At 72.6% G+C, this 25,971-nt stretch carries 28 protein-coding genes; 11 read left to right on the top strand and 17 right to left on the bottom strand.

Annotated elements, in window-relative coordinates; all coding sequences use genetic code 11:
• Positions 1 to 9: 9 nt before the first annotated feature.
• Positions 10 to 378 carry an STAS domain-containing protein gene (locus OIE67_RS18770; RefSeq protein ID WP_326642031.1) on the bottom strand — a complete coding sequence of 123 codons (369 nt, stop codon included), beginning with the start codon at positions 376 to 378 and terminating at the stop codon, positions 10 to 12.
• A complete protein-coding gene (locus tag OIE67_RS18765) occupies positions 378 to 749 on the bottom strand; it encodes an STAS domain-containing protein (protein WP_326642029.1) in 372 nt (123 codons plus the stop codon). Before OIE67_RS18765 ends, OIE67_RS18770 begins: the two co-directional genes overlap by 1 nt.
• Before the next feature lie 183 nt (positions 750 to 932).
• Between OIE67_RS18765 and OIE67_RS18760 the strand changes: the two genes are divergently transcribed.
• Both OIE67_RS18760 and OIE67_RS18755 read left to right on the top strand, forming a co-directional pair.
• Positions 933 to 1,250 (top strand): helix-turn-helix transcriptional regulator, encoded by a 318-nt coding sequence (locus OIE67_RS18760; RefSeq protein WP_326642027.1) that lies wholly within the window; start codon positions 933 to 935, stop codon positions 1,248 to 1,250.
• A gap of 148 nt (positions 1,251 to 1,398) precedes the next feature.
• Positions 1,399 to 1,773: a DUF2255 family protein gene (locus OIE67_RS18755; RefSeq protein ID WP_326642025.1), complete on the top strand. Its 375-nt coding sequence runs from the start codon at positions 1,399 to 1,401 to the stop codon at positions 1,771 to 1,773.
• A gap of 33 nt (positions 1,774 to 1,806) precedes the next feature.
• Here the strand turns inward: OIE67_RS18755 and OIE67_RS18750 are convergent, their stop codons facing one another.
• Positions 1,807 to 3,438 carry an MFS transporter gene (locus OIE67_RS18750; RefSeq protein ID WP_407674866.1) on the bottom strand — a complete coding sequence of 544 codons (1,632 nt, stop codon included), beginning with the start codon at positions 3,436 to 3,438 and terminating at the stop codon, positions 1,807 to 1,809.
• A gap of 156 nt (positions 3,439 to 3,594) precedes the next feature.
• Between OIE67_RS18750 and OIE67_RS18745 the strand changes: the two genes are divergently transcribed.
• Positions 3,595 to 3,966 carry a YciI family protein gene (locus OIE67_RS18745; RefSeq protein ID WP_106239443.1) on the top strand — a complete coding sequence of 124 codons (372 nt, stop codon included), beginning with the start codon at positions 3,595 to 3,597 and terminating at the stop codon, positions 3,964 to 3,966.
• Complete coding sequence (locus tag OIE67_RS18740; RefSeq protein ID WP_326642021.1) at positions 3,963 to 5,174, top strand: RNA polymerase sigma factor; 1,212 nt, start codon at positions 3,963 to 3,965, stop codon at positions 5,172 to 5,174. Before OIE67_RS18745 ends, OIE67_RS18740 begins: the two co-directional genes overlap by 4 nt.
• On the opposite strand, the gene OIE67_RS18735 is transcribed toward OIE67_RS18740, so the two are convergent.
• A complete protein-coding gene (locus OIE67_RS18735; RefSeq protein ID WP_326642020.1) occupies positions 5,171 to 5,503 on the bottom strand; it encodes a BON domain-containing protein in 333 nt (110 codons plus the stop codon). The genes OIE67_RS18740 and OIE67_RS18735 overlap by 4 nt on opposite strands.
• Positions 5,504 to 5,958: 455 nt before the next feature.
• On the opposite strand from OIE67_RS18735, the gene OIE67_RS18730 reads away from it, so the two are divergent.
• Entirely contained in the window at positions 5,959 to 6,567 is a 609-nt protein-coding gene (locus tag OIE67_RS18730; protein WP_326642019.1) for a peptide deformylase, read from the top strand.
• 207 nt (positions 6,568 to 6,774) lie between these two features.
• Positions 6,775 to 7,239 carry a hypothetical protein gene (locus OIE67_RS18725; protein ID WP_326642018.1) on the top strand — a complete coding sequence of 155 codons (465 nt, stop codon included), beginning with the start codon at positions 6,775 to 6,777 and terminating at the stop codon, positions 7,237 to 7,239.
• A 19-nt stretch (positions 7,240 to 7,258) separates the two neighbouring features.
• Here the strand turns inward: OIE67_RS18725 and OIE67_RS18720 are convergent, their stop codons facing one another.
• On the bottom strand, positions 7,259 to 8,080 hold the full coding sequence (locus tag OIE67_RS18720) for a class I SAM-dependent methyltransferase (protein ID WP_326642017.1): 822 nt from the start codon (positions 8,078 to 8,080) through the stop codon (positions 7,259 to 7,261).
• A 194-nt stretch (positions 8,081 to 8,274) separates the two neighbouring features.
• The gene (locus OIE67_RS18715; RefSeq protein WP_326642016.1) at positions 8,275 to 9,507 is read right to left on the bottom strand and encodes an MFS transporter; all 1,233 of its coding nucleotides are present in this window, start codon (positions 9,505 to 9,507) and stop codon (positions 8,275 to 8,277) included.
• Between the two features lie 181 nt (positions 9,508 to 9,688).
• On the opposite strand from OIE67_RS18715, the gene OIE67_RS18710 reads away from it, so the two are divergent.
• On the top strand, positions 9,689 to 10,747 hold the full coding sequence (locus tag OIE67_RS18710) for an LLM class flavin-dependent oxidoreductase (protein ID WP_326642015.1): 1,059 nt from the start codon (positions 9,689 to 9,691) through the stop codon (positions 10,745 to 10,747).
• 289 nt (positions 10,748 to 11,036) lie between these two features.
• On the opposite strand, the gene OIE67_RS18705 is transcribed toward OIE67_RS18710, so the two are convergent.
• Entirely contained in the window at positions 11,037 to 11,762 is a 726-nt protein-coding gene (locus tag OIE67_RS18705; protein WP_326642014.1) for an SDR family NAD(P)-dependent oxidoreductase, read from the bottom strand.
• Between the two features lie 98 nt (positions 11,763 to 11,860).
• Here OIE67_RS18705 and OIE67_RS18700 point away from each other — a divergent pair, with 98 nt between their 5' ends.
• Complete coding sequence (locus OIE67_RS18700; RefSeq protein WP_326642013.1) at positions 11,861 to 12,457, top strand: TetR/AcrR family transcriptional regulator; 597 nt, start codon at positions 11,861 to 11,863, stop codon at positions 12,455 to 12,457.
• Between the two features lie 251 nt (positions 12,458 to 12,708).
• Here the strand turns inward: OIE67_RS18700 and OIE67_RS18695 are convergent, their stop codons facing one another.
• Together OIE67_RS18695 and OIE67_RS18690 are read right to left on the bottom strand one after the other, a co-directional pair.
• A complete protein-coding gene (locus OIE67_RS18695; RefSeq protein ID WP_326642012.1) occupies positions 12,709 to 13,977 on the bottom strand; it encodes an erythromycin esterase family protein in 1,269 nt (422 codons plus the stop codon).
• Between the two features lie 276 nt (positions 13,978 to 14,253).
• Positions 14,254 to 14,997, bottom strand: a complete 744-nt coding sequence (locus tag OIE67_RS18690) for a GbsR/MarR family transcriptional regulator (RefSeq protein WP_326642011.1) — start codon at positions 14,995 to 14,997, stop codon at positions 14,254 to 14,256.
• Positions 14,998 to 15,357: 360 nt separating this feature from the next.
• On the opposite strand from OIE67_RS18690, the gene OIE67_RS18685 reads away from it, so the two are divergent.
• The 3 genes from OIE67_RS18685 to OIE67_RS18675 are packed head-to-tail and all read left to right on the top strand — an operon-like array spanning position 15,358 to position 18,857.
• Entirely contained in the window at positions 15,358 to 16,323 is a 966-nt protein-coding gene (locus OIE67_RS18685) for an SDR family NAD(P)-dependent oxidoreductase (protein WP_326642010.1), read from the top strand.
• Positions 16,324 to 16,350: 27 nt separating this feature from the next.
• Complete coding sequence (locus OIE67_RS18680) at positions 16,351 to 17,247, top strand: ABC transporter ATP-binding protein (protein ID WP_326642009.1); 897 nt, start codon at positions 16,351 to 16,353, stop codon at positions 17,245 to 17,247.
• The gene (locus OIE67_RS18675) at positions 17,244 to 18,857 is read left to right on the top strand and encodes an ABC transporter permease (RefSeq protein ID WP_326642008.1); all 1,614 of its coding nucleotides are present in this window, start codon (positions 17,244 to 17,246) and stop codon (positions 18,855 to 18,857) included. The genes OIE67_RS18680 and OIE67_RS18675 overlap by 4 nt, the downstream gene beginning before the upstream one ends.
• Before the next feature lie 302 nt (positions 18,858 to 19,159).
• Here OIE67_RS18675 and OIE67_RS18670 read toward each other — a convergent pair whose 3' ends face one another.
• The 8 genes from OIE67_RS18670 to OIE67_RS18635 all read right to left on the bottom strand — a co-directional run bounded on the left by OIE67_RS18670 (position 19,160) and on the right by OIE67_RS18635 (position 25,920).
• Positions 19,160 to 19,522, bottom strand: coding sequence for an STAS domain-containing protein (locus tag OIE67_RS18670; RefSeq protein WP_326642006.1), 363 nt, complete (start codon positions 19,520 to 19,522; stop codon positions 19,160 to 19,162).
• 201 nt (positions 19,523 to 19,723) lie between these two features.
• Positions 19,724 to 20,626, bottom strand: coding sequence for an amidohydrolase family protein (locus OIE67_RS18665; RefSeq protein ID WP_326642004.1), 903 nt, complete (start codon positions 20,624 to 20,626; stop codon positions 19,724 to 19,726).
• Positions 20,623 to 21,888, bottom strand: a complete 1,266-nt coding sequence (locus OIE67_RS18660; protein WP_326642002.1) for a vWA domain-containing protein — start codon at positions 21,886 to 21,888, stop codon at positions 20,623 to 20,625. Before OIE67_RS18660 ends, OIE67_RS18665 begins: the two co-directional genes overlap by 4 nt.
• Complete coding sequence (locus OIE67_RS18655) at positions 21,881 to 22,741, bottom strand: AAA family ATPase (RefSeq protein ID WP_326642000.1); 861 nt, start codon at positions 22,739 to 22,741, stop codon at positions 21,881 to 21,883. The genes OIE67_RS18660 and OIE67_RS18655 overlap by 8 nt, the downstream gene beginning before the upstream one ends.
• The gene (locus tag OIE67_RS18650; protein ID WP_326641998.1) at positions 22,738 to 23,040 is read right to left on the bottom strand and encodes an EthD family reductase; all 303 of its coding nucleotides are present in this window, start codon (positions 23,038 to 23,040) and stop codon (positions 22,738 to 22,740) included. The genes OIE67_RS18655 and OIE67_RS18650 overlap by 4 nt, the downstream gene beginning before the upstream one ends.
• A complete protein-coding gene (locus OIE67_RS18645) occupies positions 23,034 to 24,047 on the bottom strand; it encodes a xanthine dehydrogenase family protein molybdopterin-binding subunit (protein ID WP_106239398.1) in 1,014 nt (337 codons plus the stop codon). The genes OIE67_RS18650 and OIE67_RS18645 overlap by 7 nt, the downstream gene beginning before the upstream one ends.
• Positions 24,047 to 25,435 (bottom strand): xanthine dehydrogenase family protein molybdopterin-binding subunit, encoded by a 1,389-nt coding sequence (locus OIE67_RS18640; RefSeq protein WP_326641995.1) that lies wholly within the window; start codon positions 25,433 to 25,435, stop codon positions 24,047 to 24,049. The genes OIE67_RS18645 and OIE67_RS18640 overlap by 1 nt, the downstream gene beginning before the upstream one ends.
• Positions 25,432 to 25,920, bottom strand: a complete 489-nt coding sequence (locus OIE67_RS18635; protein ID WP_106239393.1) for a (2Fe-2S)-binding protein — start codon at positions 25,918 to 25,920, stop codon at positions 25,432 to 25,434. The genes OIE67_RS18640 and OIE67_RS18635 overlap by 4 nt, the downstream gene beginning before the upstream one ends.
• Between the last annotated feature and the right edge of the window lie 51 nt (positions 25,921 to 25,971).

The raw sequence follows: 25,971 nt of genomic DNA, 5'->3' as shown, positions 1-25,971 counted from the left end.
TCCAGGCGGCTAGGCGGGCTCGGTCGGCTCGGCCCGCTCGTACAGGTCCACCGCGGCGAGCGCCTGCTCGACGTTGTCGTACACGGTCACGGCCCGCTCGGCGCCGGTGATCTCCAGCAGCCGGGCCACCCTGGGCCGGAGCCCGGCCAGGTGCACGCCCGCGCCGTGGACGCGGGCGAGCGTCGCCGCGGCGAGCAGGACGGCCAGCCCGGAGCTGTCGAGGAACGTCAGCCCGCTCACATCGACGACCAGGTGCTCGTCCAGCCGCCGGCGCACCTGGTCGAGGTAGGTCTCCAGGTCGGCGGAGGTGGTGGCGTCCACCTCGCCGGCGATCGTGATCACGCTCACTCCGGGCAGGTGACGGCCGGCCAGGCGCATCACAGACCTCCGGAGGGGGACGCGGGCGGCGCGCACACCGCCGCGGCCGCCTCCTCGACGCCGGCGTGCACGTTCAGGACCTCCTCGACACCGGTGATCTCCAGGACCCGGGCGGGAACGTCCCGCACCGCGGCCAGGTGCAGGCAGCCGCCCCGCTCACGTACGCCGGCGTGCACGCGCAGCAGCGTGTGCAGGCCGCTGCTGTCCATGAAGGTGAGCCCGTCGAGATCGAGGAGCAGCGGCTCGCCGGGCCGGCCAGAACCGCCGACGAAGGATTCGAGGTCCCCGGCGGTGGTGGCGTCGAGTTCCCCGATGACGCTGATCACTTCGCCGGCCGCCAGGGGCCGGCGGCTCAGGCTGAGGGCGGACATGGCGACCTCTTGACGCTCAGAGTGCCGACAGGATGCACGGAGGCGTTGCGGTGAACGCCGTCCACTCCGTAGGTTACGGCTGAAGACTGTTGCACGAAAGACTATTCGTCATAGGATCTTCATGTAAAACTTTTCATCCATCTCCGCAGAGCCGGAGAAGCCGCGGAGGAAGCACACACGGCCGTGCACGCAACCGAGAACGAAACGTCCACTTGGACCTTCCTGACCCACCACGCACGGGTGCTGGTGGCGATCACACGCGACCCCGGGGTGCGGCTGCGTGAGATCGCCGAAGGCATCGGCATCACCGAGCGGGCGGTGCAGAAGATCGTATCCGACCTCTACCAGGCCGGCTATCTGACCCGGGAGCGGGTCGGCCGGCGCAACCACTACAGCCTCAACCTCGACCAGCACTTCCGTTATCCGACGGAGGCCGACCTGCCGATCAGCCTGCTGATCGGGATCTTCACCGAGCGCGGGCTGCCGCACCAGGACGGCTGACGGCGCGACGGGCGCCTTTGCCAAGACCATGCGCACCCGGGCAGACCGCCAGGACGGCTCCCGGGTACGGATGAGTCGACGGGGCCAGGAGGATCGCCGTCACCGAGGATCGCCGTCACCGGCGGTCGACTCGAAAGGGGGCCCGCCGATGTCCGGGTGGAGCATCCACGAGCTCACCGCGATCGGAACGGCCGAGAAGCTGCAGCTCTCCTCCCGGCGCGGCGACGGCACCCTGCGCCGGCCCGTGCCCGTCTGGGTGGTGCGGCACGGCGACGAGCTGTACGTCCGCTCCATGCACGGCCGCGAGGGCGCCTGGTACCGGGGCACGCTCACCCGGCACGAGGGCCGCGTGTCGGCCGGCGGGGTCGAGCGGGATGTCGGCTTCGCCGACGCCGGCCCCTCCCTCGACGACGAGATCGACGGGGTGTATCTCGCCAAGTACCACCGTTACGGGCCGAACCTCCTGGCCGGCGTCGTCAGCCCCGAGGCCAGGGCCGCCACGATCAGGCTCGTGCCCCGCTGATCCCGGCTCCGGGAGGCGGCTGCCGCCTACTCGTCACCGCCCAGCTGTCGCCGCCGGCTCGGACGTACGCACGCGTACGGGAGCGGCGGGGCGCATGAGGTGGACCAGCAGGGCCAGCCCGGCGAAGAGGGCGGCGGCGACGAGGCCGGTGACGTGCAGGCTCGTCGTGAACGCGGCCCGCGCGGCGTGCAGCAGCTCCGCGGCCTGGCCCGCGGGGAGGTGCCCGGCGGCGGCGATGGCCCCGGCCAGCGAGTCGGACACCGAGTCGGCCAGCGGACGGGGCAGCTCACTGGGCAGGGAGCCGGGCAGCGACTCCGTGAGCGAGCCGGACGTGCCGTTCATCCGGCTGCCGTAGACCACCGCGCCGAGCGCGCCGAGCAGTCCCAGGCCGAGCGAGCCGCCGAGGTAGTTGCCGGTCTCCGACATCGACGCCGCCGAGCCCGCGCGGTGCGGCGGCACGGACCCGACGACCAGCCCGGTGCCGAGCGCGAACAGCGGGCCGGTGCCGAGCGCGAGCACGGTGATGCCGGTCATCACCAGCGGCAGGGAGCCGGCCCCGCCCACGGCGGCCAGCAGCAGCGCGCCCAGCGCGGAGCAGGCCAGCCCGGCGGCGATCGCGGTCGTCCGGTCCATCCGCCTGGCCAGGGCCGGCGCCAGCATGGTGCCGGCCGCCGTGCCCAGTCCCATCGGCGCGAACAGCACCGCCGCGGCGACGGGCGAGTGTCCGAGGACGCCCTGGAGGTACTGGGTGACCATCAGCCCGGTGCCGGCCATGGAGACGCCGGCCAGGACCAGAGCGACGAGCACGGCGGTGAACGGGCGGTTGCGGAACAGGCTCAGGTCCAGCAACGGGGCCTCCAGCCGCAGCTGCCGGCGGACGAACACGGCGCCGACGGCCGCGCCGGCGACGAGGGCCACCGCCGGTCCGGCCTGCGCGCCCTCGACGGTCAGCTGCTTGATGCCGTAGATCACCGCCAGGACCGCGACGAGGGACAGCCCGACGCTGACCGGGTCCAGCCGGCCGGCCTGGTCGCTGCGCTGCTCCGGCAGCAGGAAGGGCCCGGCGAGCAGCAGCACCGCCATCGCCGGGACCGCGACCAGGAACACCGACCCCCACCAGAAGTGCTGCAGCAGCAGCCCGGCGAGCACGGGCCCGAGCGCGCCGCCGGCGAACTGGCAGGTCGCCCAGATGGCGATGGCCCGCCCGCGCCGCCGTTCGTCGCGGAACAGGTCGGTGATCAGGGCGAGGGTGGACGGGGTCAGGCTCGCGCCGGCGACGCCCAGCAGCGCGCGCACGACGATCAGCATCAGCGGGCTGACCGAGAAGGCGGCCACGACCGACAGCACCAGGAAGGCCGCCGCGCCGATCATCAGCAGTCTCCTGCGCCCGATCCGGTCGCCGAGCGTGCCCATCGTGATGACCAGGGCGGCCACGGTGAATCCGTAACCGTCGGTGATCCACAGTTGCTGGACGCTGGACGCGCCCAGGTCGGCGCTCAGTTGCGGCAGGGCCAGGAGCAGGGCCGTCATGTCCATGGCGACGAGCAGGGTCGGTAGTGTGAGGACGGCCAGTCCCAGCCAGGCCCGGTTGACACGCATGTTGCGAACTTCCTGTTCTCTCGACGTTTCGCCGGGAGGTCGGAGCGGCCGGACGTTTCTTGACATCGGCGCGGGCCGGATTTTCGCCGCGTACGCGCACCGCCGGGGTTCCATGAGAAATTCGGCAAAAAGTCCGGCCGGGGATGTCAAGACGGCGGCGGCGGCTCCGACCAACCGGCGAAGGGCCCCGCTCCGGGGCTCGTACCACACGAGGAGTACGCGATGAAGTTCCTGATCAACCTGCACATCAACCCGGCCGTGCTGGACGCGCTGACCGACGAGGAGAAGGCGGCGATCGGCGACGGCCACGCCGCGTTCATCGAGGCGCTGAAGAAGTCCGGCGAGCTGATCACGACGCAGGCGCTGGCCGACCCGTCGCAGGCGGCGGTGGTGTCCGTGCGCGGCGGCCAGCCGGTGGTGACCGACGGCCCTTTCCTGGAGGCCAAGGAGTTCCTGGGCGGCTTCTATCTGATCGACTGCGAGAGCAAGGAACGGGCGATCGAGCTGGCGGCGCAGATCCCGGACAGCGCGATCGAGGGCCTGGGGGTGGAGGTGCGTCAGGTGATGTTCGCTGACGGACAATTGGAGTCATGACATCTCCGGCCATCGAGGACCTGCTGCGTGAGCTCACGCCGCAGGTCCTCGGCACGTTGCTCCGCCGCCACGGGCAGTTCGAGGGCTGCGAGGACGCCGTCCAGGAGGCCGTGCTCGCCGCGGCCGTGCAGTGGCCGGCCGAGGGTGTGCCGGACAACCCGCGCGGCTGGCTGACGACCGTCGCCTCCCGCCGGCTCATCGACCAGTTGCGCAGCGACCACGCGCGGCGCGAACGGGAGTCGGCCACGGCCGCCGAGGTGCCGCCGGAAGAGATCCCCGACACCGACGACACGCTCGTGCTGCTGTTCCTGTGCTGCCATCCGACGCTGACCGGGGCCTCTCAGACGGCGCTGACGCTGCGGGCGGTCGGCGGCCTGACCACCGCCGAGATCGCCCGCGCGTTCCTGGTGCCCGAGGCCACGATGGCGGCCAGGATCAGCCGGGCCAAGCAGCGCATCAAGGCGGCCGGCAGCTCGTTCACCCTGCCGGACGGCGCGGAGTGGCAGGAGCGGCTGCGGGTCGTCCTGCACGTGCTCTACCTGATCTTCAACGAGGGCTACACCGCCTCCTCGGGCAGCGAGCTGCACCGCGCCGACCTCGCGCACGAGGCGATCCGGCTGACCAGGATGGTGCACGCGCAGCTGCCCGGGGACGCCGAGGTGACCGGGCTGCTGGCGCTGATGCTGCTGACCCACGCGCGGCGCGAGACCCGTACGACGGCGGCCGGCGACCTGGTGCCGCTGGACGAGCAGGACCGCAAACAGTGGGACCGGGCGATGATCGACGAGGGCATCGAGCTGGCCAAGTCGTCACTGGCCGCGCCGGAGCTGGGGCCGTACCAGCTCCAGGCCGCCATCGCCGCCACGCACGCCGACGCCGCCTCGGCGGAGGAGACCAACTGGGCGCAGGTGCACGCCCTCTACCTGATCCTGGAACGCATCGCGCCCAACCCGATGGTCACCCTCAACCGGGCCATCGCCCTCGCCGAGATCGAGGGCCCGGCGGCCGGGCTGGCCTTGCTGGCCACGCTGGACGGTGACGCGCGGCTGGCCGGGCATCACCGGCTGCTGTCCGTACGGGCGCATCTGCTGGAGAAGGACGGGGATCCTGGCGGGGCGTACGAGCACTACCGGCGCGCCGCGAAGGCCACCGCCAGCCTGGCCGAGCAACGCTACCTGGAGTCCCGGGCCCGCCGGGTACGGCCTTAGCCCGCGCCGCGTGCCGTCCTGTGGGGCGAGCGGCCGCTTCGGACGGCCGCTTCGCACACGACGTCGATGACGCCTTCGACCGCCCTGACGGCCTCGGTGAGGGCGATGACCCGCGACCGGGTCGCGACCTCGCCGGTGAGTGTGACGACGCCGCGATCGATCCGCACGCCCACCCCGTCCGAACCGGTGAGCGCCGCGTCGACGTCGGCCGCCGGCTCGTGCTCGGGGCGGGTGAAGACGCGCAGGACGTCGCGCTGGTGCAGGGTGCCGGCGATCCGCCCGGTGACCGGGTCGATCACGGGCAGCCGCTTGACGCGCTTCTCGTGCATCAGGCGAGCGGCGCGGCCACGATGTCCGCGAACGACGCGTCCTGCGGCATCGCTATGGCCACCCTGCCCATGACGTCCTTGACTGCGATCGGCATGACGTCCACCTCACCTTCTCCCCTTGCCGTCCTCCGCGACGGGCCGGCCCGGCAGCGGCGAACGTCCCGAAACGCGTCACTGCCGGCCCGGACCGGGGCACGTGCCGGCGATCCAGGCCCGGCCATGCGCGGGAACCCAGACCTGATCATGAGCCAGGGCATATGCCGGCGCCCTCGATTCGGCTACGTGCTCGGCAGCCAGGACCCGGCCGCAGGCCAGGGCCAGGTTGATCGCGCGTCAATGTCGGCTGCCGGATATATCAGCACGTGCCCTACCTTCTACTGAGCGAGTGCCGACAGAGAGGATCTCCCGTACATGAGGCATCACGAGAGCGCGGCCGGAAGGCCGGGTGGGCGGCGATGAGCGGCGCCGAGCTGATCGAGCGTGTGCACGCCCTGCTGGAGGCGCCCCGGCCCTGGTCCGTCACCCAGGTCGGCGACCCCGTGCTGCGCCGCACGGCCGCGCCCTACGACGGGCAGCTGCCCGACGGGCTGCTGCGCGAGCTGCTCGACGCGATGTTCCGGCACCTGCCCGGCGTCGGCGTGGGGCTGGCGGCGCCGCAGATCGGCATCCCGCTGGCGCTGGCCGTCATCGAGGACCCCGCCGACGTCCCGCCGGACATCGCGGCCGCGCGGGAACGGCCGCCGCAGCCGCCGCTCGAACTCGTCAACCCCGTCGTCACCCCGCTCGGCTCCGAGCACCGCGCCTTCTATGAGGGATGCCTGAGCGTCGAAGGGATGACCGCCGTCGTCGCCAGGCACGCGCGGGTCCGGCTGTCGGCGCTCGACGGGAGCGGGCGCGCGTACGATGCGGAGCTGTCCGGATGGCCGGCGCGCATCGCCCAGCACGAGACCGACCACCTGAAGGGCCTGCTGTACCTGGACCGGGCCGATCTCCGCTCGCTCTCGACGATCGCCAACCACGAACGTTTCGTGGCCGCCCCGCAGACCGGCCCCGCACCGGCCTGACCGATCCCGCTCCGGGAACGTTTTCCGGAGCGGGAGCACCGGTGTGCGCCTCGGATCCGGCGTCGTGCCAGGGGGCCGACGTTTGGGTGGCGTGAGGCGGGTGATCATCTCACCTGGGGGAAACGGTCACGATGTGTCACATTCGGGGGTCGAATCCCGTCATGAAGGTATCTGGGGGAAACCCCGAAACCGCACGACAGGGTGAGCATGGAGACCTCTTCTTCACACATCGAGCACACCGGTCCCGGCGCCTGGCGGATCGCCATGGACGCCACCGAGGCGACGCTGTCCGTGGGCGCGTCGGGGCGGCGGCGTTCGCTGTCCGATCCGCCCGGCGTCAGCGGCGCCTTCTACCTGCGGCCGAGCGGCGCGCTGGCCGGGTTCGCCCTGCGCCTGCCGCTGCGGCCGCCAGCTCCCGGGGCCGAGGCGCCGGTGCTGCTGTGGGAGTCGGCCGACCTGGAGAGCGAAGGGCGGGCGTGGCTGCGGTTCGGGCGGCAGGAGGTGTGCCGGGCCGTGTCGGTGCTGTGTGCCGGGGTTCCGGGCGCGCACCCGTACGTGAAGATCGTCATGGAGACGGCCTTCTCGTCGTGGAGCCTGCGCCTGCCCGGGGTGCGGTGGCCCCGGCCCCGGATGGTGACGCTCAGGCTGTTCAGCGAGATCCGGCCGGCGTGACGCGCGCAGCGGGGCGCGGTTACAAGACCTCGTAGACGCGGGTGGTGCCGAAGACGCTCTCGCCGCCCCGCCGCCACCAGGGCGCCACCGTGCGCAGGTGGCGGAAGCGGCCGGTGCGCAGCAGGCGGTGCTCCTCGACGGGGTTGAAGTAGATCAGGGTGAGCGGGCGCGGGTTGCGGTCGACCGAGTCGAGCAGGCGGTCCATCGTGGTGGCGAACGTCTCGCCCCTGAACGGGTTGTTCAGGAAGACCACGCTGACGTCGTCGGGGATGCGGTAGTCGAGCACGTCGGAGCGGACGAACTCCACCTCGCCGGCCCGCAGCCGGAGCCTGGCGCCCGACAGGTTGGCGCGGGCGACCTCGGTCAGCTCGGCGGACAACTCGACGCCGATCACCCGCTTGAACGCGTACGCGCTGGCCGCCTCCAGCACCATGCGGCCCTTGCCGGCGCCGAGGTCGAGGAACACCTCGTGGCCGGCGACGTCGCGGGCGGGCAGCGCCCGGCGCAGGGTGCCCCAGTGGGCGGGCGAGTAGTAGACGCGTTCGGGGTGGTCGAGGCCGAAGTCGGCGAGATCGGCGAAGTCGGCGGTGCTCACGCCGTAGCGGCGGTCGTACAGGAGGCGGGCGAGCCTGCGGCGCAGCGGGCGCAGCCGGATGGGCAGGCCGCCCATCATCAGGACCTCTTCGACGGGCAGCGCCGCCTCGCCGGCCAGGGCGATCGGCGCGCTGGTGGCGAGCGCGCCGAGCAGCAGCGGGATCCGCTCGCGGACGTCCGTGCGTGGGGCCGGGATGGACGGGACGGCGGCGTGCCGGGGGCGGGCCAGGTCGTCGATCAGGGTCACGGCACGTCTCCTCGGGAGATGCGGGGTGGCTCCGGCCGGCGAGGCGGGGCAGGCTGCGGCGCCGTTCGCCGTCTCGATTATGACCCGCCGCAGGCCGCCACGCCGCATGTCCGCCTGTTGTATCGCTCCCCACCGGGCCCCACGTCACACGCCCGCAGGCTGCACCGCTCGCGGCCGGGCGCCGCGTGTCGTCGTCAGGAGGCCGGGCGGACGTGGGGTGCGTCCGCGCGGCGGCGGGCCGTGGCGCGCACGGCGGTGACGGTCAGCAGCAGTGTCAGCGCCGACACGCAGGCCAGCAAAACCAGGCCCAGCCCGTACGAACCGGACCGGCCGTACACGAAGCCCATGACCAGCGGCGGCACGAACCCGCCCAGCCCGCCCGCGGCCCCGACCAGCCCCGTGACCGAGCCCACCTTGTCGGCCGGGGCCGCCGTCGCGACCAGGGCGAAGGTGGCTCCGCTGCCCGCGCCGAGGGCGGCGGCCATGATCAGGAACGCGGCCGTGCCCGCCGGCATCAGCGGCGGGGTGAACGCCTGGGCCGCCGCGCAGAGCGCCACCACGGCGAAGACGGCGGCCAGGACGGGGATCGGGCCCAGCCGGTCCGACAGCCAGCCGCCGGCCGGGCGCGCCACCACGGCCAGCAGCACGAACCCGGCCATCCGGTTGGCCGCGTCCGCCTGCTCCAGGCCGTACGCGGACTCCAGGTAGACGGGCAGGTAGACGGAGAAGGCGACGTATCCGCCGAACGCGACCCCGTACAGGATGCAGGCCTGCCAGGTGATCGGCAGGCGCACGGCCGCGGCCAGGCGCGCGGCGATCGGCGTGACCGGTGCGGCGCGGCCGGGCGGATCGCGCATCAGGAGCCAGGCGACGGCGGCGTACAGGGCGAGCGCGGCGGCGGTGAGCAGGAACGGGGTGGCCGCGCCGCCGGCCTCGACCAGGCTGACCGTGGTGAGCGCGCTGATCGCGGTGCCGCCCATGCCCATGCCGAACACGCCGACGGCCAGGCCGCGCCGCTCGGGCGGGAACCAGCCGCTGACGTAGGGGACGCCGACGGCGAAGACCGTGCCGCCGATCCCGAGGAAGAACCCGCCGGCGAGCAGCGCCGCCAGGGAGCTCTGCCCCACCAGGCCGATGAACAGCACCGGCACGATGGTGGCGGCCGAGATCAGCGGGAACATCGTCCGGCCGCCGAAGCGGTCGGTGAGCGCTCCGACGGGGATGCGGCCCAGCGAGCCGACGATCACGGGGACCGCGACGAGCAGCGCCTGCTGGGCGGCCGTGAGGTTCAGGGTCTCCTTGAACCTCGGGCCCAGCGGGCTGAGCAGGGCCCACGCCCAGAAGTTCACGGCGAACCCCGCCGTCGCCAGCAGCAGCATCAGCGCCGGTGTGCCGGCCGGCCGTGCGCTGCTCTTGTCGATGCTCATCCTGCTCGTCCTCCCATAAGGCCTGCTCAGGGCCATATGGCCTGCTCAGGGCATTCCCCTGGGGTGGAGTCCGGTAAGCATCCGGCCGTCGGATCGCTGCCGCCGACCGCCACGACCTCTTGCGGCAACCTCACTACCTTTTATACTAAACCTACATGTAGAGTAGGTTTTGGAGCCGCTGATGAGTCTCACGTTCCTCTGGTACATCCCCAACCAGGCGCAGCCCGGCCACCGGGGCGACGACGTCGTCGAGGACCACAACAGCTTGCCGACCCTCACGAGTCATGCCCTGGCTCTCGAACAGCACGGCTGGGACGGGGCGCTGCTCGGCACCGGATGGGGGCGGCCCGACACGTTCACGGTCGCGACCGCGCTGGCCGCGCGGACGACGACGTTCCAGCCGCTGATCGCGGTGCGGCCCGGTTACTGGCATCCGGCCAAGTTCGCCTCGGCCGCCGCGACCCTGGACCACATGAGCGAGGGGCGGGTGCTGGTCAACATCGTCTCGGGCAAGGACGATCTGGCCGCGTACGGCGACAGCGAAGGCGACCAGGCCCACCGCTACGCCCGTACGAGAGAGTTCATCCGGATCGTGCGCAGATTGTGGACCGAGGAGAACGTCACCTACCACGGGGAGCACTTCGGCGTCACCGACTCCACCGTGGCGCCGCGCCCGGTCGTCCGGGGCGAGCGCCGGCATCCTCCGCTCTACTTCGGCGGCGCCTCCGAGGCCGCCGAACGGGTGAGCGCCGCCGAGGCCGACGTGCAGCTCTTCTGGGGCGAGCCGCTCGACGGGGTCGGCGAGCGGATCGAGCGGCTCAAGCGGCTCAGCGAGGAGGTCGGGCGCGAGCACGCCCCACTGGAGTTCGGGCTGCGCATCACCACGCTGGTTCGCGACACCACCGAGCAGGCCTGGGCCGACGCCGAGGCCAAGGTCGCGCAACTGGCGCAGGGCCACATCCCGCGCGACCCGAACTGGCGCGCCGCCGTCGGGCAGCAACGACTGCTGGAACTCGCCGCACGGGGCGACGTCCTCGACGACAACCTGTACACGGCGCCCGGCCGGTACGGGGCGGGCGGGGCGGGGACGACGTGGCTGGTGGGGTCGGCCGAGGACGTGGCCAAGTCACTCCGGCGCTACCAGTCCCTCGGCATCACCCACTTCATCCTCTCCGACACCCCGTACCTGCCCGAGATCACCCGCCAGGGATCGCAGCTCCTACCGCTCCTACGCCCCTGAACGCACGCCGCCGCGACATCGGCACTCCGGCGGCCATCCCAGTCCTGCGACCCACGCACCGCCGACGGCAACCGCTTCTCGGACCCCAGCGAGCACCCCCGGCCACCGAGCAGGCCACGTGAACCACAACGAGCGGCCCCTTCAGATCCGACAAGCGATCTTCGAACCAGCCGCCCCGACCGGCACAGGCACTCCACGACCGCCGGACCCGCACCTGAGCAACGGGAGCCGTGGACGACCAGCCGAGACAGCGCTCCACCACCCAATCCGCCAGCCGATCTTTCCAGGGTCAGAATGCGCTGAACGTCGCCTCCGGGCGGTCGCGCTTGGTGAAGAGCTCCCAGGCGCCGTCCGCGAGCGCGTCCGGGTCAAGGGAGCGGATCTGACCGCCGAAACGTTCGGGCTGGGAGGCGACCAGCTGATAGATGTCACCCCGTTCGATCAGCCCTCCGATGATCAGGTTTCCGGCGTACACACCCTGTTCGGCCAGGGCCGCGTTCAATGTCAGCCCGTAGTTGCGCAGTGCCGCCGAGGCGAGGGCCAGGCCGCCGAGTGCCGGCATCGGCATGACGGCGCTGAGGCCGCCGGCGAACAACAGCCCGCCCTCTCCCCTGCCGAGCATGCCCGGCAGCACCTTGGCGACCACGTCGATCGCCGGATAGAGCAGTTCCATCGCCTCCCTGGCCTGCGCCTGGGTGGTCTCGGTGATCGGTTCCGGCCAGGCGGACGGGTCGGCGGCCCCCGGGCCGTAGTAGACCACGTCGATCGTCCCGAACCGTTCGGCGATCTCGTCGAGCGCGCCGTGCAGCCGGTCGCGGTCGTGCACGTCGGCGGCGAAGCCGGCCGCCTCGATGCCCGCCTCGGCCAGGGACGCCACGTATCCGGGATGGCGATCTGCGCTGCGCGAGACGAGCGCCACGGCGTACCCCTCGCGCCCGAACCGGTGCGCCACCGACAGTCCGAGCCCGGGTCCGGCCCCGATGACGACGATGGTCTTCCTTGCTGCTGTGGACATGACTATCCCCTTCCAACCAAGTCGAGGGTTGCCTCAACTTTCTCTCCAGACCGTACCACGGAACTTGAGGGTGTCCTCGATTTCGTATGATGGAGGGCATGGCAGCCGAATCGAAGCCGCTGCGGGCGGATGCCGCGCGCAACCGCGACAAACTGCTGGTCGCAGCCGCCCAGACCTTCGCCGAACGCGGCCTCGACGCGCCTCTGGAACACATCGCCCGCCGCGCCGGGGTCAGCATCGGCACGCTCTACAACCACTTCCCGACCCGGGAGGCACTGCTGGAGGCGATCCTCCCCCAGCGGCTGGCCGCGCTGGAGGAGATCAACGCCTCCGCCCTGGCCGACCCCGACCCGTGGTCCGGGTTCGTCGGCCTGCTGGAGGGGATCTTCACGCTGCAAGCCGAGGATCACAGCCTCAACGACGCCATGGTGCAGAACTTCTCGCTGAGCACCGACATGAGCCAGGCCTGCGGCGGCGGCCTGGGGGACGTCGAACGCATCATCGAACGCGCCAAGGCCGCCGGCCGCCTCCGCGCCGACTTCGACGTCCAGGACCTGGTCACCCTGATCTGGGCGATGTCGCAGGTCATCCGGGAGTCGATGGCCACGGCACCGGGCATGTGGCGCCGCTGCCTCTCCTTCTTCATCGACGGCCTGCACGCCGAACCCGCCGCCCAGCCACTCCCCTCCCGGTAGCCTCCGCAGCCGACCCGTCCCAGCCTGACCAGCTCGCCGGTGACCAGCCGGCTGGAGACCGGTTGACTCCACTTCCGATCCGCGGGACGAGGCGAGGATGGTGGGCTGCTGGAAGTCAACGGGAAACACTGCGACTGTCTGGTCCGTCCGGCCCTGAGGACGAAGCTTTCCGAGGCCGAGATCGCCCGCTACTACCCGGCCTGTCAGCAGCGTCTTGGTTCAGGTACGCGGGCGGCTTCGTCAGGGGCCGGTCACAGCGGGGTCACTGGGCTTGCCTCCGGTACATAGATCAGGGCGTCGTAGGACTTGGCGGGCACCATCTCCACCGTGTACGCCCACAGGATGGAGCTGTAGGCCGACCGGAAGCCGTCGCCGACGCTGCCCATCCTGATCTTCGAGGTGAGCAGCTCACGGTTGCCCGGGTCGGCGGAGGCCTGCGCGAGGTTCACGTAGCCCATCGGCTCGCCGCCGAACAGCTTGGCCACAGGTGCGTCGTGGCTGACGGTGAAGCGTTTGCGTGCGCCTGAGTCTTCGTCCTTGCTGATGAAGGTGCTCCTGCCGAACTCGGTGCCGATCGCGAAGTAGCCGCCGCCGTAGGTCTTGGCCAGCCGCTGCCCCATCGACTGGAACGGGAACGCCGCGCCGCTCTTGTCGATGTGACCGTTGTGCCCGGCCACGATGATCTTCTTGCGTCCCTGGGCCGCTTCGGTGCCGGCGATCCACCCGATGCTCCCGGCCATCCAGGCGTCCCGTTTGGCGGCGTAGTCGTTGCCCGAGGTCTGCAATCGCGCGCCGCGCCAGATCGTCTCGGCGTGGTGCAGGGCCGGCGCGTACGACTGCGCGGAGCTCGCTTTCACGTACCGCTCCCGCCCGGCCCTCATCGTGGCGACGAGCCGGCCTGCGGCGGTGGCAGCGGCGGCGGTCTTCTTCGGGTCCTGGGTGGTCCGGGTGGCGTCGGTGAGGTCGGCCAGCGACGTCTCCGCCTCGCGTCTCAGGGCGGGGTCGACCTTGGCGAGATAACGCAGCAGCCGTTCCTTGTTGCGGTCGTAACGCTGCATGTCGAAGCCGTAGAGGCGGATCTTGTCGCGGTCGTCGGCGGCGGCGTTGTGGTCGTGGATCCACTTGATCAGGTCGGCCGTCTCGCGGGTGCGGTAGAGGTCGAACCCGAGCGCCTTCGCCGCGCCCTCCGCGCTGCCCTCGCCGCCCATGACGTAGTCGCCGGCCACGGCCGTACCGCCGAAGTCGGCCTCGATGGCGACGGTGCGGAAGCCGTGGTCGCGCACCAGCCGCTGGATGACCAGCAGCCGGGTTCTGACGAACTCCTTGTTGCCGTGGGTCGCCTCGCCGATCCCGACCACGCGGGCGGGCGCGGCGTCGGAGAGTGGCGCCTGGTCGAGGGGGACCACGTCGGCGGCTGTCACCCGGGAGGTGTCCACTCCCCCGCAGCCGGCCGCCGCCGACGCGCCGGTCAGGCCGCTCAGGATGATGGCCGCGAGCTTGCGGAACGGCCGGGCCCTCATGCCGGCCCGCCCTGGACGGCGGTGGCGGGGGGAAGGGGGTCGGCGCATGCGCCGATGTGGTCGTACTCGATCATGCGATCGATTACATCGCAGGCGGGATCGGCCGGTCATCGGACTCAGGTCGAGAGCGGACGGGCGCAGGGATAGCCGGTTCGGGCCGGACGTAGACCCGCGGCCAGGGCGATGTGGACCTGGGTAGCCAACGCGCCCGGGGTAGCGGGCCCGTGCGACGGCAGGAGACGGGGATCGGCTGGAAGCGGGCGGTGGCGTCGTGGGTCAGGAAGTGGGGCTCCAGGAGCCGGCGAAGGCGGTTCTGTAGTGTTCGGCGGAGGCGGCCATGTCGTCGCTGAGCAGTTGGAAGAACCGGCTCGCGGTCAGGAGTCTGGTGCTGGCCGGGGTGTCCGCGCCGAGCACGTCCGCGCCCTCCCTGACGGTGGCCGCCCACAGCGCCATCGACCGGGTGCCCACCAGCCAGGCGCGGTACCAGACGTCGTCGTCGATGCGGTACCGCTCGCGCCGGTTGTCACGCTCGCGCTTGAGGAGTCCGAGCTGTTCCAGAGCGCCGACCGCCTTGGAGATCGACGCGGGGCTCACGCGTAGCCGTTCGATCAGGTCGGCCACGGTCATGTTCCCGCTGTCGCTGGTGAGCAGGCAGACCATCACCTTGGCCGCCATCGGTGGCCAGCCTCCCGCCAGCAGGCCGGTGAGCTTCTGCTCGTACGCGCGCACCGCCTCCGGGTCGCGCCCCGCGACCTCATGTCCGCCGCGGTCGTGTCCTCGGGGATCACCGGCGGCGGCCGGCGGCAGTGGCGGGGTGGGGCGGCGGCGGGCTCGCCAGGTGGTCGCCTGCTGCGCCCTGGCCGCGTGGTAGCCGTGCGGCCCGCCGTTGCGGGCGATCTCCCGGCCGATGGTGGATCTCGGCCGTCCGAGGCGACGGGCGATCTCCGCGTAGGGCAGCCCATCGGCCAGCCCGTCGGCGATCCCGCGGCGCTCCTCGTACGTCAGATGGCCTCCAGGCATGAGCCCCTCCCGATCGGTGCTGCCGAGCCGAGTATGTCGCCGTTCGAGGGTCGTTGCGACACGCGGCGGGCGGTTGTTGCGTTCGGCGGCAAGGTCGTTGCGCCAATCAGTCCGTCCTGAGCTGGGAAGACATTGTAGGTACGTTGCCGCCGGCTCGAACGCGGACGTAGCTTTCCCGGTGCGTGAACGATGGCCGTTCCCGCAGAAAAGAAGCGAGATGACCCAGTCACACCTGGCGTCCGCGCCACCGATCGGGCGTGCGGCGGAGTGCCCCTTCGATCCTCCTCCAATACTCACGCGGGTACGTCGGCGTCGCCTTCCCGCTACCGGAGGCGTCCATGCCGTGACGTGGGAGGCGTGATGGCATCGCACCGCACCGGCGTCCGGGAGAAGGCCGGCCGGGTGTGCCTCGTCACCGGCGCCTCGTCCGGCATCGGGCTGGCCACCGCGCTGGAGCTCCTGCGCGCGGGCCACATCGTGTACGGCGCCGCCCGCCGCGTCCCCAGGATGGCGCCGATCGTGGCAGCGGGAGGCTACACCCTGCCGCTGGACGTCACCGAGGAGGACGACCTCCAGCGCGTCGTCAGCACCGTCATGGACCGGCACGGGCGGATCGACGTGCTGGTCAACAACGCCGGAACGGTCGTCCACGGCGCGGCCGAGGACACGCCGGTCGCCATGGCGCGTGATCTGTTCGAGGTGAACGTGCTCGCCCCGGCGCGGCTGGCTCAGCTGGTGCTGCCGGGGATGCGGCTGCGCGGGTCGGGCACGATCGTCAACGTGTCGTCGATCGGCGGCGTGATCGCCCTGCCGCTCGGCGCCTGGTATTACGCCTCCAAGCACGCACTCGAGGCCTTCTCGGACACGCTCCGGATGGAGGTGGAGCAGTTCGGCGTCGACGTGGTCGTCATCCGGCCCGGCATCATCAGGACCGGCTTCGAGGCCGGTGCGGCCCGGCAACTGCGGGAGGTCTCCGGGCACGGCGCCTACGGCCGGATGGCCGAGGCGATGGCACGCGCGGCAGAGGCCCAGACGGACGCGGAGACGCAGACGGACGCGCAGGCACAGACGGACGCGGAGACGCCAGCGGACGCGGAAATGCAAATGGACGCGCAAGCCGACGCTGAGACGCAGACGGACGCGGACGGCCCGGCGTCCCGAGCGACGGACCCGCTCGTGGTGGCGGAGGTGATCCGGCGGGCCGTCGAGGCGGACCGGCCGGAGACCCGCTACGTCGTCGGATGGCAGGCCGAAGCACTCCTGAACCTCCGCGAATCCCTCACCGACCGGGATTTCGACGCCCGCGTCACCGCCCCGCTGCTCTGAACCGCCGTCCCCATCGGAGAACCACCCATGACCCCTGCCATCACCGTCTCAGGACTCGTCAAGACGTTCGGGCCCGCCCGCGCGCTCGACGGCCTCGACCTCACCGTGAACACCGGCGAGGTGCACGGCTTCCTCGGCCCCAACGGAGCCGGCAAGTCCACCACCATCCGCATCCTGCTGGGCCTGGTGCGCGCCACCTCCGGCACCGTCCGGCTGCTGGGCGGCGATCCCTGGGCCGAGGCCGTCGCGCTGCACCGGCGGCTGGCGTACGTACCCGGCGATGTCGAGCTGTGGCCGAACCTCACCGGAGGTGAGGTCATCGACGTGCTCGGCCGCCTGCGCGGCGGGATCGACGAGCGGCGCAAGAGAGAGCTGATCGAGCGGTTCGAGCTCGACCCGCGGAAGAAGGCGCGCACCTACTCCAAGGGCAACCGGCAGAAGGTCGCCCTGGTCTCCGCCCTGGCCGCGGACGTCGAGCTGCTCATCCTGGACGAGCCGACGAGCGGTCTGGACCCGCTGATGGAGGCGGTGTTCCAGCAGGTCGTCGCCGAGGTGAAGGCCGCCGGGCGCACCGTGCTGCTGTCCAGCCACATCCTGGCCCAGGTCGAGACCCTGGCCGACCGGATCACCATCGTCAGGGACGGCAGGGCGGTGGAGTCGGGGACGCTGGCGCGGCTGCGGCATCTGACGCGGACGACGATCGTGGCGGAGACCGCCTCCCCCGTCACCGGCCTCGACCGGCTGCCCGGCGTGCACCGGGCGCGGGCCGACGCGGGGAGTGTCAGCTTCAGCGTGGACGCCGAGCACCTGGACGCGGCCGTCCGGCATCTGACCACGTTCGGCATCCGCTCGCTGGTCAGCCATCCACCGACGCTGGAGGAGCTCATGCTCCGCCACTACGGGACCGAAAAGGCCGCCGCATGACCGCCACGTCGTCCCGGCCGCGGGACGGAGGCGGCCCGCTGACCGGCACCGGCGCCATGGTCCGGCTGGCGCTGCGCCGTGACCGGCTCAAGCTGCCGATCTGGGTGCTGGTCGTCGTGGCCCTCGTCCCGCGCTTCTATTACGCCGCCACGTCCGCGGTCGTCCCCACGCCGCAGGCGCTGGCCGACGCCACACGGCTGATCCGGGCCTCGTTCATGCGGGTGCTGGCCGGGCCCTTCTTCGGCGCCGAGGCCGTCACGACGCAGAAGTACTTCCTGGCCGCGTACTGGGTGGAGTTCCTGCTGGCCGCGGCGCTGATGAACATCCTGCTCGTCACCCGGCACACCCGGGCCGAGGAGCAGAACGGCCGGGCCGAGCTGGTCAGGGCGGCGGTCGTGGGCCGGCCCGCGCAGCTGACGGCGGCGCTGGTCGTGGCCGCGGCGGGCAACGCCGTGCTCGCGCTGCTCGCCGCGGTCGCGGCCGGCGCCATCGGGTTCACGGCCGGCGGCGCGCTGCTGTTCGGCTCCTCCCTCGCCGCCGCCGGGATGGTCTTCGCCGCGGTCACCGCGGTCACCGCGCAGCTCACCGAGCATCCGAGGGGCGCCACCGGGCTCGCCGGGGCGGTGCTGTTCGTGGCGTGGCTGCTGCGCGGCGCGGGCTCGTTGCAGGCGGAGCAGGGCGGGCCGCTGTTCTGGCTGTCGCCGATCGGCTGGTCGCAGCAGACCCGGGTGCTGGCCGGCGATCGGTGGTGGCCGCTCGGCCTGTCGGTGCTGCTCGCCGCGCTGCTGGTCGCGGGCGCGTACGCGCTGGCGGGCCGGAGGGATCTGGGCGCCGCCCTGGTGGCCGCGCGTCCCGGCCCGGCCGGCGCTCCAGCCTGGCTGCGCTCGCCGTTCGCGCTCGCGCTGAGGTCCCGGCGGGCGGCCATCGTGTCGTGGGCGGCGGCGTTCCTCGCCGTGGGCCTCGTCCTGGGCGGCATGACCCGCGCCATGTCGGTCACCGACCTGCCCATCTTCGCCGGGGCGGACTTCGGGCGGGCGTGGCTCGGCCTCATGGTGTTCACCGGGTCCCTCTACACCGGCGTGCACGCGGTGCTGTCGGTTCTGCGGCTGCGTGCTGAGGAGGTGCGCGGGCTCGCCGGTCCGGTGCTGGCCGGGCCGACGAGCAGGCGGGCGTGGTTCGGGTCCTCCCTGCTGGCCTCGGCGCTCGCCGTGGTGGCGCTGCTCACGGTGTACGGGGTGGCGCTCGGGGCCGGCGCCGCCCTCTCGACCGGCGACGGGGGCCTCGTCGCCGAGGTCGCCTGGGCGAGCCTGCGCCGCGTCCCGGAGGTGCTGGTCCTGCTCGCCGTGCCCGCCGCCCTGCTCGGGCTCGCCCCGCGCGCGGCCGGCGCGACGGCCTGGGCCGTGCTCGGCTGCAGCGGGTTCGTCTCGGTCCTGGGGGCGTACCTGCGGCTGCCCGGCCCGCTGGTGAACGCGTCGGTGCTGTCCCACCTGCCCTGGCATCCGCTGGAGGCGGTCGCGCCGGTGGCCACGGTGGTGCTGCTCGGCCTCGCCGCGGCGCTGACGGCCCTCGGCCTGTACGGTCTGCGCCGCCGCGACCTCAGCACGGGATAGGCCTGCCCGCCGGTGCGGAGACGGGGCGCCTGGCCCGCCGGTTTCCCCGACGACCTCGCCGTCCTGCGGCGCGCGCCGTACGAGGCCAGGGCGGACTCGGTCATGTACCGCCAGGTCCTGGCCGAGGTCGCCCGGGCGCGGGGCCGGCTCGTTCACCTCTACGACGCCAAGGACGTGGAGGCCCAGGCCGCTCGCGTCCTTGGCGGGCGGGCCGGCGAGGTCCTGCGCGGCCCCAGGGCGGCCCTCGGACCACCCTGGACGAAGGATCAATGGCGAGCCTTGTCTACAAGCCGCGCCGGCCGTCACTGCGGCGGGCGTACGGCCGGGAGTGCCGCCTCGACGGTGTCGAAGATGGGCAGGTGGGCGTACAGCCCGGTGATCCGCAGCCACTGCCGCACCAGCGGGGCGGGCTGGGTGAAGGCCATCGGCACGCCGGCCTGGCGCAGGCGCTCGGAGGTCGAGAGCAGGCTGGAGATGCCGGCCGAGTCGAGGAACGTCAGCGCCGACAGGTCCACCAGGACGGGTACGCCGGAATCGCCCGCCACGTGCCCGTCGAGCCACGACCGCCAGTCGGCGACGGTCTCCCACACGAGCTCTCCGGCCGGTCTGACGACGAGCACGCCGTGCTCCTCGGCCACGGTCACGGCGATCGCGTTGCCGGGCATCCCGCCTCCCCATGGTGGCCGCGTCTGCTGGCGAGCGGACGGCGGCCGCGTCGCCGCCGGGGCCGGCACCGAACCCCGGCGCTCACCCACAGTACCCGGATCGGGCCGCCGCGTTCGATCGCGCCGCTCGCACACGCCGCTCGATCGCCCCGGGCAGGCGTCCTGGGCGAATCGTGGCGGTCAGAGGCGGTCAGAGTGTGGTCAGAGGCGGTAGACGCGGGTGGCGGTGGCGGTGAAGACGTCGTGGACCTCCTCGACCGTCCGGCCGGCGAGCGCGTCCTGCCAGGCGGTCAGGAGGGTACGCAGGTCGGTCCAGAGCTTCTCGATGGGCAGATTGCTGCCCCACATGCAGCGGCGGGAGCCGAACAGGTCCAGGCACGTGGCCGTCACCCGTTCGATCAGCGCTCGGTCGACGCGGTGCACGAAGGTGCCCTGGCCGCTGAGCTTGACCACGACGTTGGGCCGTTCGGCCAGCAGCCTCATGCCGCGCGTCCACTCGGCGACGGCGTCGGATCCCACCGGCATGCCAGCGTGCACGAGCACGAACGTGATCTCGGGGAAGCCGGCGGCGAGGTCGGCGGCGTCGGACATCTGGGCGGGGAAGACCTGGAGTTCGAACAGCCAGCCGAGCTCGGCGAGCGTGGCCAGATTGCGCCGGAAGGTGGCGTCCTTCATCCGGTCGGGGGCTTCGGCGAAGCGGAACTCGGGCCGTTCGTGCCAGTGGAGCTGCAGCCGGGTGCCGCGGACGAGCGGGGTGAGCGCGGCCTGGCGGCGCAGGACGTCGGCGGCGCCGGCGTCGAAGAGGTCGGCGCTGCCGACGACGGCGGTGGGCCAGCCGGTCTCGGCGTGGACGTCGCGCAGCCAGGCGACCTCGTCCAGGGCGCGGCCGAGCGGCCAGTTGGTCTGGACGTAGACCGACGAGGTGATGCCGCAGGGCGCGGCTTCCGCGAGGTATTCGGCGATGGGATAGTCGCGGCGGATCGGCTCGTACGGGCCGAAGATGCGCGGGACCATCTCCCCTTGCAGCCAGGGCAGGTCGGCGGCGCGCCAGATGTGGTGGTGCGCGTCCACGATTCCGGCGCGGTGGTGGGACGGATCGGTCATCGGGCGGCTCCCATGGGGTGCGGGGTCCAGTGCCTGGCGGCGGTGCGGCGCGGGCCGGACAGGACGGCGGGCAGGAGCCGGACCTCCGCCAGCGCGGTGGCCAGGTCGCGGACGCCGCCGAGGTGGTCCAGGCTCGGCAGCTGGGCCGACATGGCGCGGGTGGCGGGACGGTAGTCGGGTGAGCAGGCCAGCGGCGTCCACCAGACGAGCCGGTGGCCGAGCCGCGACAGCCGGGCCGTGGCCCTGACCATGGGGGCGGGGTCGCCGCGTTCGAGCCCGTCGGACAGGACGATCACGAGCGCGCCGCGGGCGAGCGCCGCGTAGCGCGGGTTGGCCAGGAAGCGGTGCAGCGCCGCGCCGATCGCCGTGCCGCCGTCGGCGTCGGTGACCAGCCGCGCGACCGACGTCAGCGCGTGGTCGGCGTACGGGTGCGACAGCGCGGCGGTGATCCTGGTGAGCCGGGTGCCGAAGGTGAACACCTCGGTACGGGCCGGCGCGGCGCGCAGCGCGGTGTGCGCCACGCGGAGCAGGTCGGGAGTGTGCTGCCGGAGCGAGCCCGAGACGTCGACCAGGAGGAGCAGGCGGCGGGGGCGGGGCGGGCGGGCGAGGCGGCGCAGGTCGACGATCTCGCCGTCGTGGCGGCGGGCGCGCCGCCAGGCGTGCCGCACGTCCAGCCGGTCGCCTGTCCTGGCCGGGCGGCGGCGTCTGGACGGGGTGGCGGGCAGGGCGGCGGGCCAGGCGGCTTCGAGCGCGCGCATGAGGACGTGCCCGCGTTCGCCGGTGCGGCCGAGGTCCCGCGTGCCGTAGGTGCTCAGGGTGCTGGCCCGGGTGCCGTCGCCGGGCCGCAGCTCGTGCGGCGGCGGGTCGTCGTGGCCCGGCGCGCCGGGGGACGGCGTGCGCTCGTCGTCGCGCGGGAGCGGGGGGTCGTCGAGGGGGCCCTGCCGGAACCAGGCGTCGAAGACGCGGTCGAAGGCGGGCAGGTCGCCGGCGTCCTGGAGCAGGGTGACGCGGGCGTACCAATACAAGGTGGTCAGGTCGGACGGTGGCGACTCGGCGATCACGCGGAGCAGGTCGGCCCGCTTCGGCGGCGCCGCCGGCAGCCCGGCCGCGCGCAGCCCCGTCAGGAACCCCCACAGGTGGTCGGCGGCTAGCCCGGCCGGATCCGCCGCCACCGAGCCGGCCCTCCCGTCGGCCCTCCCATCGGCCGCGTCCGCCGCCACGTCCGCCGCCGGCCGGTCCTCGCGCGCGGCCGGGTCAGGCATCGGTGAACAGCTCCTCGGCGTGGTCGAGGAGGAGCCGGGTGTCCTCCTCGTCCTTGATCAGCAGGCCCAGGGCCCGGCGCAGCGCCACGGGCCACGGGCTGCCGTCCTCCGCCAGCGCCACCGCGCCGCGTGCCCACTCCACCGACTCGGCGATGCCGGGCCGCTTGAGCAGCGGCAGCCGCCGTACCCGCTGCACCGCCGCGACGAGCCCCTCGGCCGCCCGTTCCTCGAGGCCGGGCACCGACGCGCGCAGGATGGCCCGCTCCCGGTCCGGGTCGGGGAAGGCGATCCAGTGGTAGAGGCAGCGCCGCTTGAGCGCGTCGTGCAGCTCGCGGGTGCGGTTGGAGGTCAGCACCACGATCGGCGGCGTGCCCGCCCGTACGGTGCCCAGCTCGGGGATGGTGATCTGGAAGTCGCCCAGGAATTCGAGCAGGAACGCCTCGAACTCGCTGTCGGCCCGGTCGATCTCGTCGATGAGCAGCACCGCGCCCCGCTCCGCCCGTACGGCGCGCAGCAGCGGCCGGCGCAGCAGGAACTCCTCGCGGTACAGCTCGCCGACGTCCTGGCCGCGGCTTTCGGCCACCCGGACCTGGAGGAGCTGCTTGGGGTAGTCCCATTCGTACAGCGCCTGGCCGGAGTCGAGCCCTTCGAAGCACTGCAGACGGATCAGCTCCAGCCCGGTGACCCGCGACAGCACCGAGGCGACCTCGGTCTTGCCGACGCCTGGCTCGCCCTCCAGCAGCAGCGGCCGGCCCAGCCGCAGCGCCAGGTGGACGGCCGTGCACAGGCCCTCGTCGGCGAAGTACCCCTCGCCCTCCAGCGCGGCGGCCAGCTCGCCCGGGCGCAGGGTCACAGCTGCGCGTGCTCGGTGGTCAGCAGGTGGACGCGCTGGGAGGTGTGCGCGGCCGCGTCGGCCGCCGCGGCCTTGCCGTGCTCGGAGCCGAACGCGGCGGCGCGGGCGTCCTCGTCGTCGAAGTAGAGCTCGTTCACCGAGTCGTACGCCCCGTCCGCGCCGTTGCTCACGCTGACCGTGTACCTGCGCAGGCCGGGCAGCTTCTTGGCGAACTCGACGTGCTCCTCCACGACCCACTTGGCGAACTCCTCGTGGGACAGTCCCTCGGCCCGCTTGAGCAGGGAGATGACCTTCAGCATGTTTCCTCCGTCTTCAGGGCGTCCAGCCCTCGCAGGACGCGTTCGGGGGTGAACGGCATCGACGTCAGGCGTACGCCGCAGGCGTCGAAGATCGCGTTGGCGATGGCCGGGATGGGGGCGTTCGCCGTCATCTCGCCGATCCCCTTGGCCCCGTACGGGCCGTTGGCGGACGGGCGTTCCAGCAGCAGGCTGTGCTGGACGGGGAGGTCGGCCGGCCCCGGCATCAGGTAGCCGGCGAAGTCGCGGGGGCCGTGGTCGCGGGCCGGGTAGTACGGCTCGGTGGTCTCGAACAGTGCGTGCGACAGCCCCATCCACGCCCCGCCCTCCACCTGCTGGGTCGCCATGGCGGGGTTGAGCGCCCGGCCGATCTCGTAGGCGTTGAACAGCTCCAGCACCTCGACCACCCCGGTCTCGTCGTCGACCTCGACGACGGCGACCGTGCACGCGTGCGCCTGGCAGGAGTCGGGGTCCATCTCCCCCGTCTCGGGCACGGGCACGCTGGGCTCCTTGAGGTAGATGCCGCGCCCGGAGATCGTCCGCCCGTGCTTGAAGTGCGCGGCCAGCGCCAGGTCGGTGATGTGCACCCGCTTGTCCTGCGCGCCCTTGACCGCGATGTAGCCGGTGCCGTCGGTCTCCAGGTCGGCCGCGTCGACCTCCAGCTCCTCCGCGGCGACCTCCAGCATCACGCCGCGCGCCTCGGCGGCGGCCATGATGACGGCGTTGCCGACGCGGTGGGTGCCGCGGCTGGCGAACGTGCCCATGCAGTGCGGCCCGGTGTCGGTGTCGGCGGTGTCGACCAGGATGTTCTCCATCGGCAGGCCGAGCGTCTCGGCGGCGCACTGGGCGGCGATCGTCTTGATGCCCTGCCCGAGGTCGACGGAGGACAGCGAGATCACGAACGTGCCGGTGGTGGTGGCGTGGACCAGGGCCTGCGAGGGGTCTCCGCCCAGGTTCATGCCGGTCGGGTAGTTGACCGAGGCGTACCCACGGCCGCGCAGCTTCGCCATCACAGCCCCTCTCGTGTCGTGGACGACATCCGGCGGAAGGTCTCGGGCAGCTCGTGCCCGGACATCTCCGCCGCCTTCTGGATCACTTCGACCAGGGCCGTTCCCTCGGCGACCTTGCGGTGCGCCTTGACGTCGCCGTCGCGGTAGGCGTTGAGCAGCCGGAGCTGGAGCGGGTCCATGCCGAGGGTGCGGGCGACCTGGTCCATCTGCGACTCCAGCGCGAAGTCGGCGATGGTGACCCCGAAGCCGCGCATGGCGCTGGACGGGGTGCGGTTGGTGAACACGCAGTGGCAGTCGGCCCACACGTTCGGGATCGCGTACGGGCCCGGCAGGTGCGCGGCGGCCTTGGTGACGCCGTAGGGGCTGTGGCGGGCGTACGCGCCGGCGTCCACGTACAGGGTGATCTTGCGGCCGATGATCTTGCCGTCGTTCATGACGGCGTCCTTGATGTAGAGGCGTTCGGCGGCGCGCGGCGAGGAGACCTGCATCTCCTCGGCGCGGTCGTAGACGAACTTGACCGGCCGGTCGGTCGCCATCGCGGCGACGCACGCGATCGGCTCGACCACCACGTCCACCTTGCCGCCGAAGCCGCCGCCGACCGTCCCGCCGACGATGCGCAGCTTGTTGAACGGCGTCTCCAGGATCAGCGCGGTGTTGTCGAGGGTGAAGAAGCACGCCTGGGTGTCGGAGTGGATCCGCAGCCGGCCGTCGGCCTGCGGGATCACCACGCAGCCGGTGGTCTCGACGGGCGCCTGCTCGATCGGCGCCGACTGGTAGCGCCACTCGAGGACGTGGTCGGCGCGGGCGAAGGCCGCCTCGACGTCGCCGAAGCGGATCCGCCGGCAGTGGTGGCCCTCGTAGATGAAGTGGTTCTGGCCGTGGTACTCGTTGACCAGCGGCGCGCCCTCGCGCAGCGCCTCCTCGACGTCGAAGACGGGCGGCAGGTCCTCGTAGGTGACCTTGACCCGGGCGGCGCCCTCCAGCGCGGCGGCCTCGGTCTCGGCTACCACGGCGCAGATGGGCTCGCCGAGGTAGCGCACCTTGTCCACGGCCAGGATCGGCTCGTCGTCCGGCCCGACGCCGATCAGCTTGAGCGGGGTGAACAGGTTGTTCGGCACGTCGGCGTGGGTGAGGACGCGCAGGACGCCGGGCACGGCCAGCGCCTCGCCCAGGTCCACGGCGGCGATCCTGGCGTGGTGGCGGGCCGAGCGGTGCATCTTCAGGTGCGCGAGCCGGGGCGGGGCCACGTCCTCGAAGAACTCGGTCCTGCCGGTGACGTGGCCGCGGGCGTCGGAGCGCTGGACCACCGAGCCGATCACGGTGAGGTCGCCGCCGCCCCGCTCGGCGGCGAAGGCGGTGGTGTCGACGGGGGCGAGCCGGTACGTCATCGCGTCACCGCCTCCTCCCTGCGCCGGGCGGCCGCCTCCAGGACGGCCTGCACGATGGGCCGGTAGCCGGTGCAGCGGCAGACGTTGCCCGAGATCGCCTCGATCACGTCCTCCTCGCTCGGGTCGGGGTTCCGGTCGAGCAGCGCCTCGGCGACCATGATCATGCCGGAGGTGCAGAAGCCGCACTGGGTGGCGAAGCAGTCCACGAAGGCGCTCTGCACCTCGTCCAGGTCGCCGCCGGTGGCGACGCCCTCCAGGGTGCGGACGGACCCGCCGGCCACGGTCTCGACGGCGACCAGGCACGAGGCCTCGGGCCGGCCGTCGACCAGGACCGTGCAGCTGCCGCAGGCGCCCTGCGCGCAGCCGCGCTTGGCGGCGGTCAGCCCCAGCGACTCCCGCAGGCACGCGAGCAGGGTGGCTCCCGGCGCGGCGATGAACTCACGGTGCTCGCCGTTGACGACGAGCGAGACGATCTGTGACGGCACGGTCCCACCTCTTCGGATGCGGGCGCTTCACGGGTGACAGGGTCGGGGATG

Source organism: Nonomuraea fuscirosea, assembly GCF_035917475.1.
In the GTDB taxonomy this organism is placed as follows: domain Bacteria; phylum Actinomycetota; class Actinomycetes; order Streptosporangiales; family Streptosporangiaceae; genus Nonomuraea; species Nonomuraea fuscirosea.
This window is presented reverse-complemented; position numbering and strand designations above follow the sequence as displayed.

What these genes read in the sequence shown, in the direction of transcription:
- OIE67_RS18770 (WP_326642031.1), bottom strand. Translation starts at nt 378, where the DNA reads ATGCGCCTGGCCGGCCGTCACCTGCCCGGAGTGAGCGTGATCACGATC.
- OIE67_RS18765 (WP_326642029.1), bottom strand. Translation starts at nt 749, where the DNA reads ATGTCCGCCCTCAGCCTGAGCCGCCGGCCCCTGGCGGCCGGCGAAGTG.
- OIE67_RS18755 (WP_326642025.1), top strand. Translation starts at nt 1,399, where the DNA reads ATGTCCGGGTGGAGCATCCACGAGCTCACCGCGATCGGAACGGCCGAG.
- OIE67_RS18750 (WP_407674866.1), bottom strand. Translation starts at nt 3,438, where the DNA reads ATGTCAAGAAACGTCCGGCCGCTCCGACCTCCCGGCGAAACGTCGAGA.
- OIE67_RS18745 (WP_106239443.1), top strand. Translation starts at nt 3,595, where the DNA reads ATGAAGTTCCTGATCAACCTGCACATCAACCCGGCCGTGCTGGACGCG.
- OIE67_RS18740 (WP_326642021.1), top strand. Translation starts at nt 3,963, where the DNA reads ATGACATCTCCGGCCATCGAGGACCTGCTGCGTGAGCTCACGCCGCAG.
- OIE67_RS18735 (WP_326642020.1), bottom strand. Translation starts at nt 5,503, where the DNA reads ATGCACGAGAAGCGCGTCAAGCGGCTGCCCGTGATCGACCCGGTCACC.
- OIE67_RS18730 (WP_326642019.1), top strand. Translation starts at nt 5,959, where the DNA reads ATGAGCGGCGCCGAGCTGATCGAGCGTGTGCACGCCCTGCTGGAGGCG.
- OIE67_RS18725 (WP_326642018.1), top strand. Translation starts at nt 6,775, where the DNA reads ATGGAGACCTCTTCTTCACACATCGAGCACACCGGTCCCGGCGCCTGG.
- OIE67_RS18715 (WP_326642016.1), bottom strand. Translation starts at nt 9,507, where the DNA reads ATGAGCATCGACAAGAGCAGCGCACGGCCGGCCGGCACACCGGCGCTG.
- OIE67_RS18710 (WP_326642015.1), top strand. Translation starts at nt 9,689, where the DNA reads ATGAGTCTCACGTTCCTCTGGTACATCCCCAACCAGGCGCAGCCCGGC.
- OIE67_RS18705 (WP_326642014.1), bottom strand. Translation starts at nt 11,762, where the DNA reads ATGTCCACAGCAGCAAGGAAGACCATCGTCGTCATCGGGGCCGGACCC.
- OIE67_RS18700 (WP_326642013.1), top strand. Translation starts at nt 11,861, where the DNA reads ATGGCAGCCGAATCGAAGCCGCTGCGGGCGGATGCCGCGCGCAACCGC.
- OIE67_RS18695 (WP_326642012.1), bottom strand. Translation starts at nt 13,977, where the DNA reads ATGAGGGCCCGGCCGTTCCGCAAGCTCGCGGCCATCATCCTGAGCGGC.
- OIE67_RS18690 (WP_326642011.1), bottom strand. Translation starts at nt 14,997, where the DNA reads ATGCCTGGAGGCCATCTGACGTACGAGGAGCGCCGCGGGATCGCCGAC.
- OIE67_RS18685 (WP_326642010.1), top strand. Translation starts at nt 15,358, where the DNA reads ATGGCATCGCACCGCACCGGCGTCCGGGAGAAGGCCGGCCGGGTGTGC.
- OIE67_RS18680 (WP_326642009.1), top strand. Translation starts at nt 16,351, where the DNA reads ATGACCCCTGCCATCACCGTCTCAGGACTCGTCAAGACGTTCGGGCCC.
- OIE67_RS18675 (WP_326642008.1), top strand. Translation starts at nt 17,244, where the DNA reads ATGACCGCCACGTCGTCCCGGCCGCGGGACGGAGGCGGCCCGCTGACC.
- OIE67_RS18670 (WP_326642006.1), bottom strand. Translation starts at nt 19,522, where the DNA reads ATGCCCGGCAACGCGATCGCCGTGACCGTGGCCGAGGAGCACGGCGTG.
- OIE67_RS18665 (WP_326642004.1), bottom strand. Translation starts at nt 20,626, where the DNA reads ATGACCGATCCGTCCCACCACCGCGCCGGAATCGTGGACGCGCACCAC.
- OIE67_RS18660 (WP_326642002.1), bottom strand. Translation starts at nt 21,888, where the DNA reads ATGCCTGACCCGGCCGCGCGCGAGGACCGGCCGGCGGCGGACGTGGCG.
- OIE67_RS18650 (WP_326641998.1), bottom strand. Translation starts at nt 23,040, where the DNA reads ATGCTGAAGGTCATCTCCCTGCTCAAGCGGGCCGAGGGACTGTCCCAC.
- OIE67_RS18645 (WP_106239398.1), bottom strand. Translation starts at nt 24,047, where the DNA reads ATGGCGAAGCTGCGCGGCCGTGGGTACGCCTCGGTCAACTACCCGACC.
- OIE67_RS18640 (WP_326641995.1), bottom strand. Translation starts at nt 25,435, where the DNA reads ATGACGTACCGGCTCGCCCCCGTCGACACCACCGCCTTCGCCGCCGAG.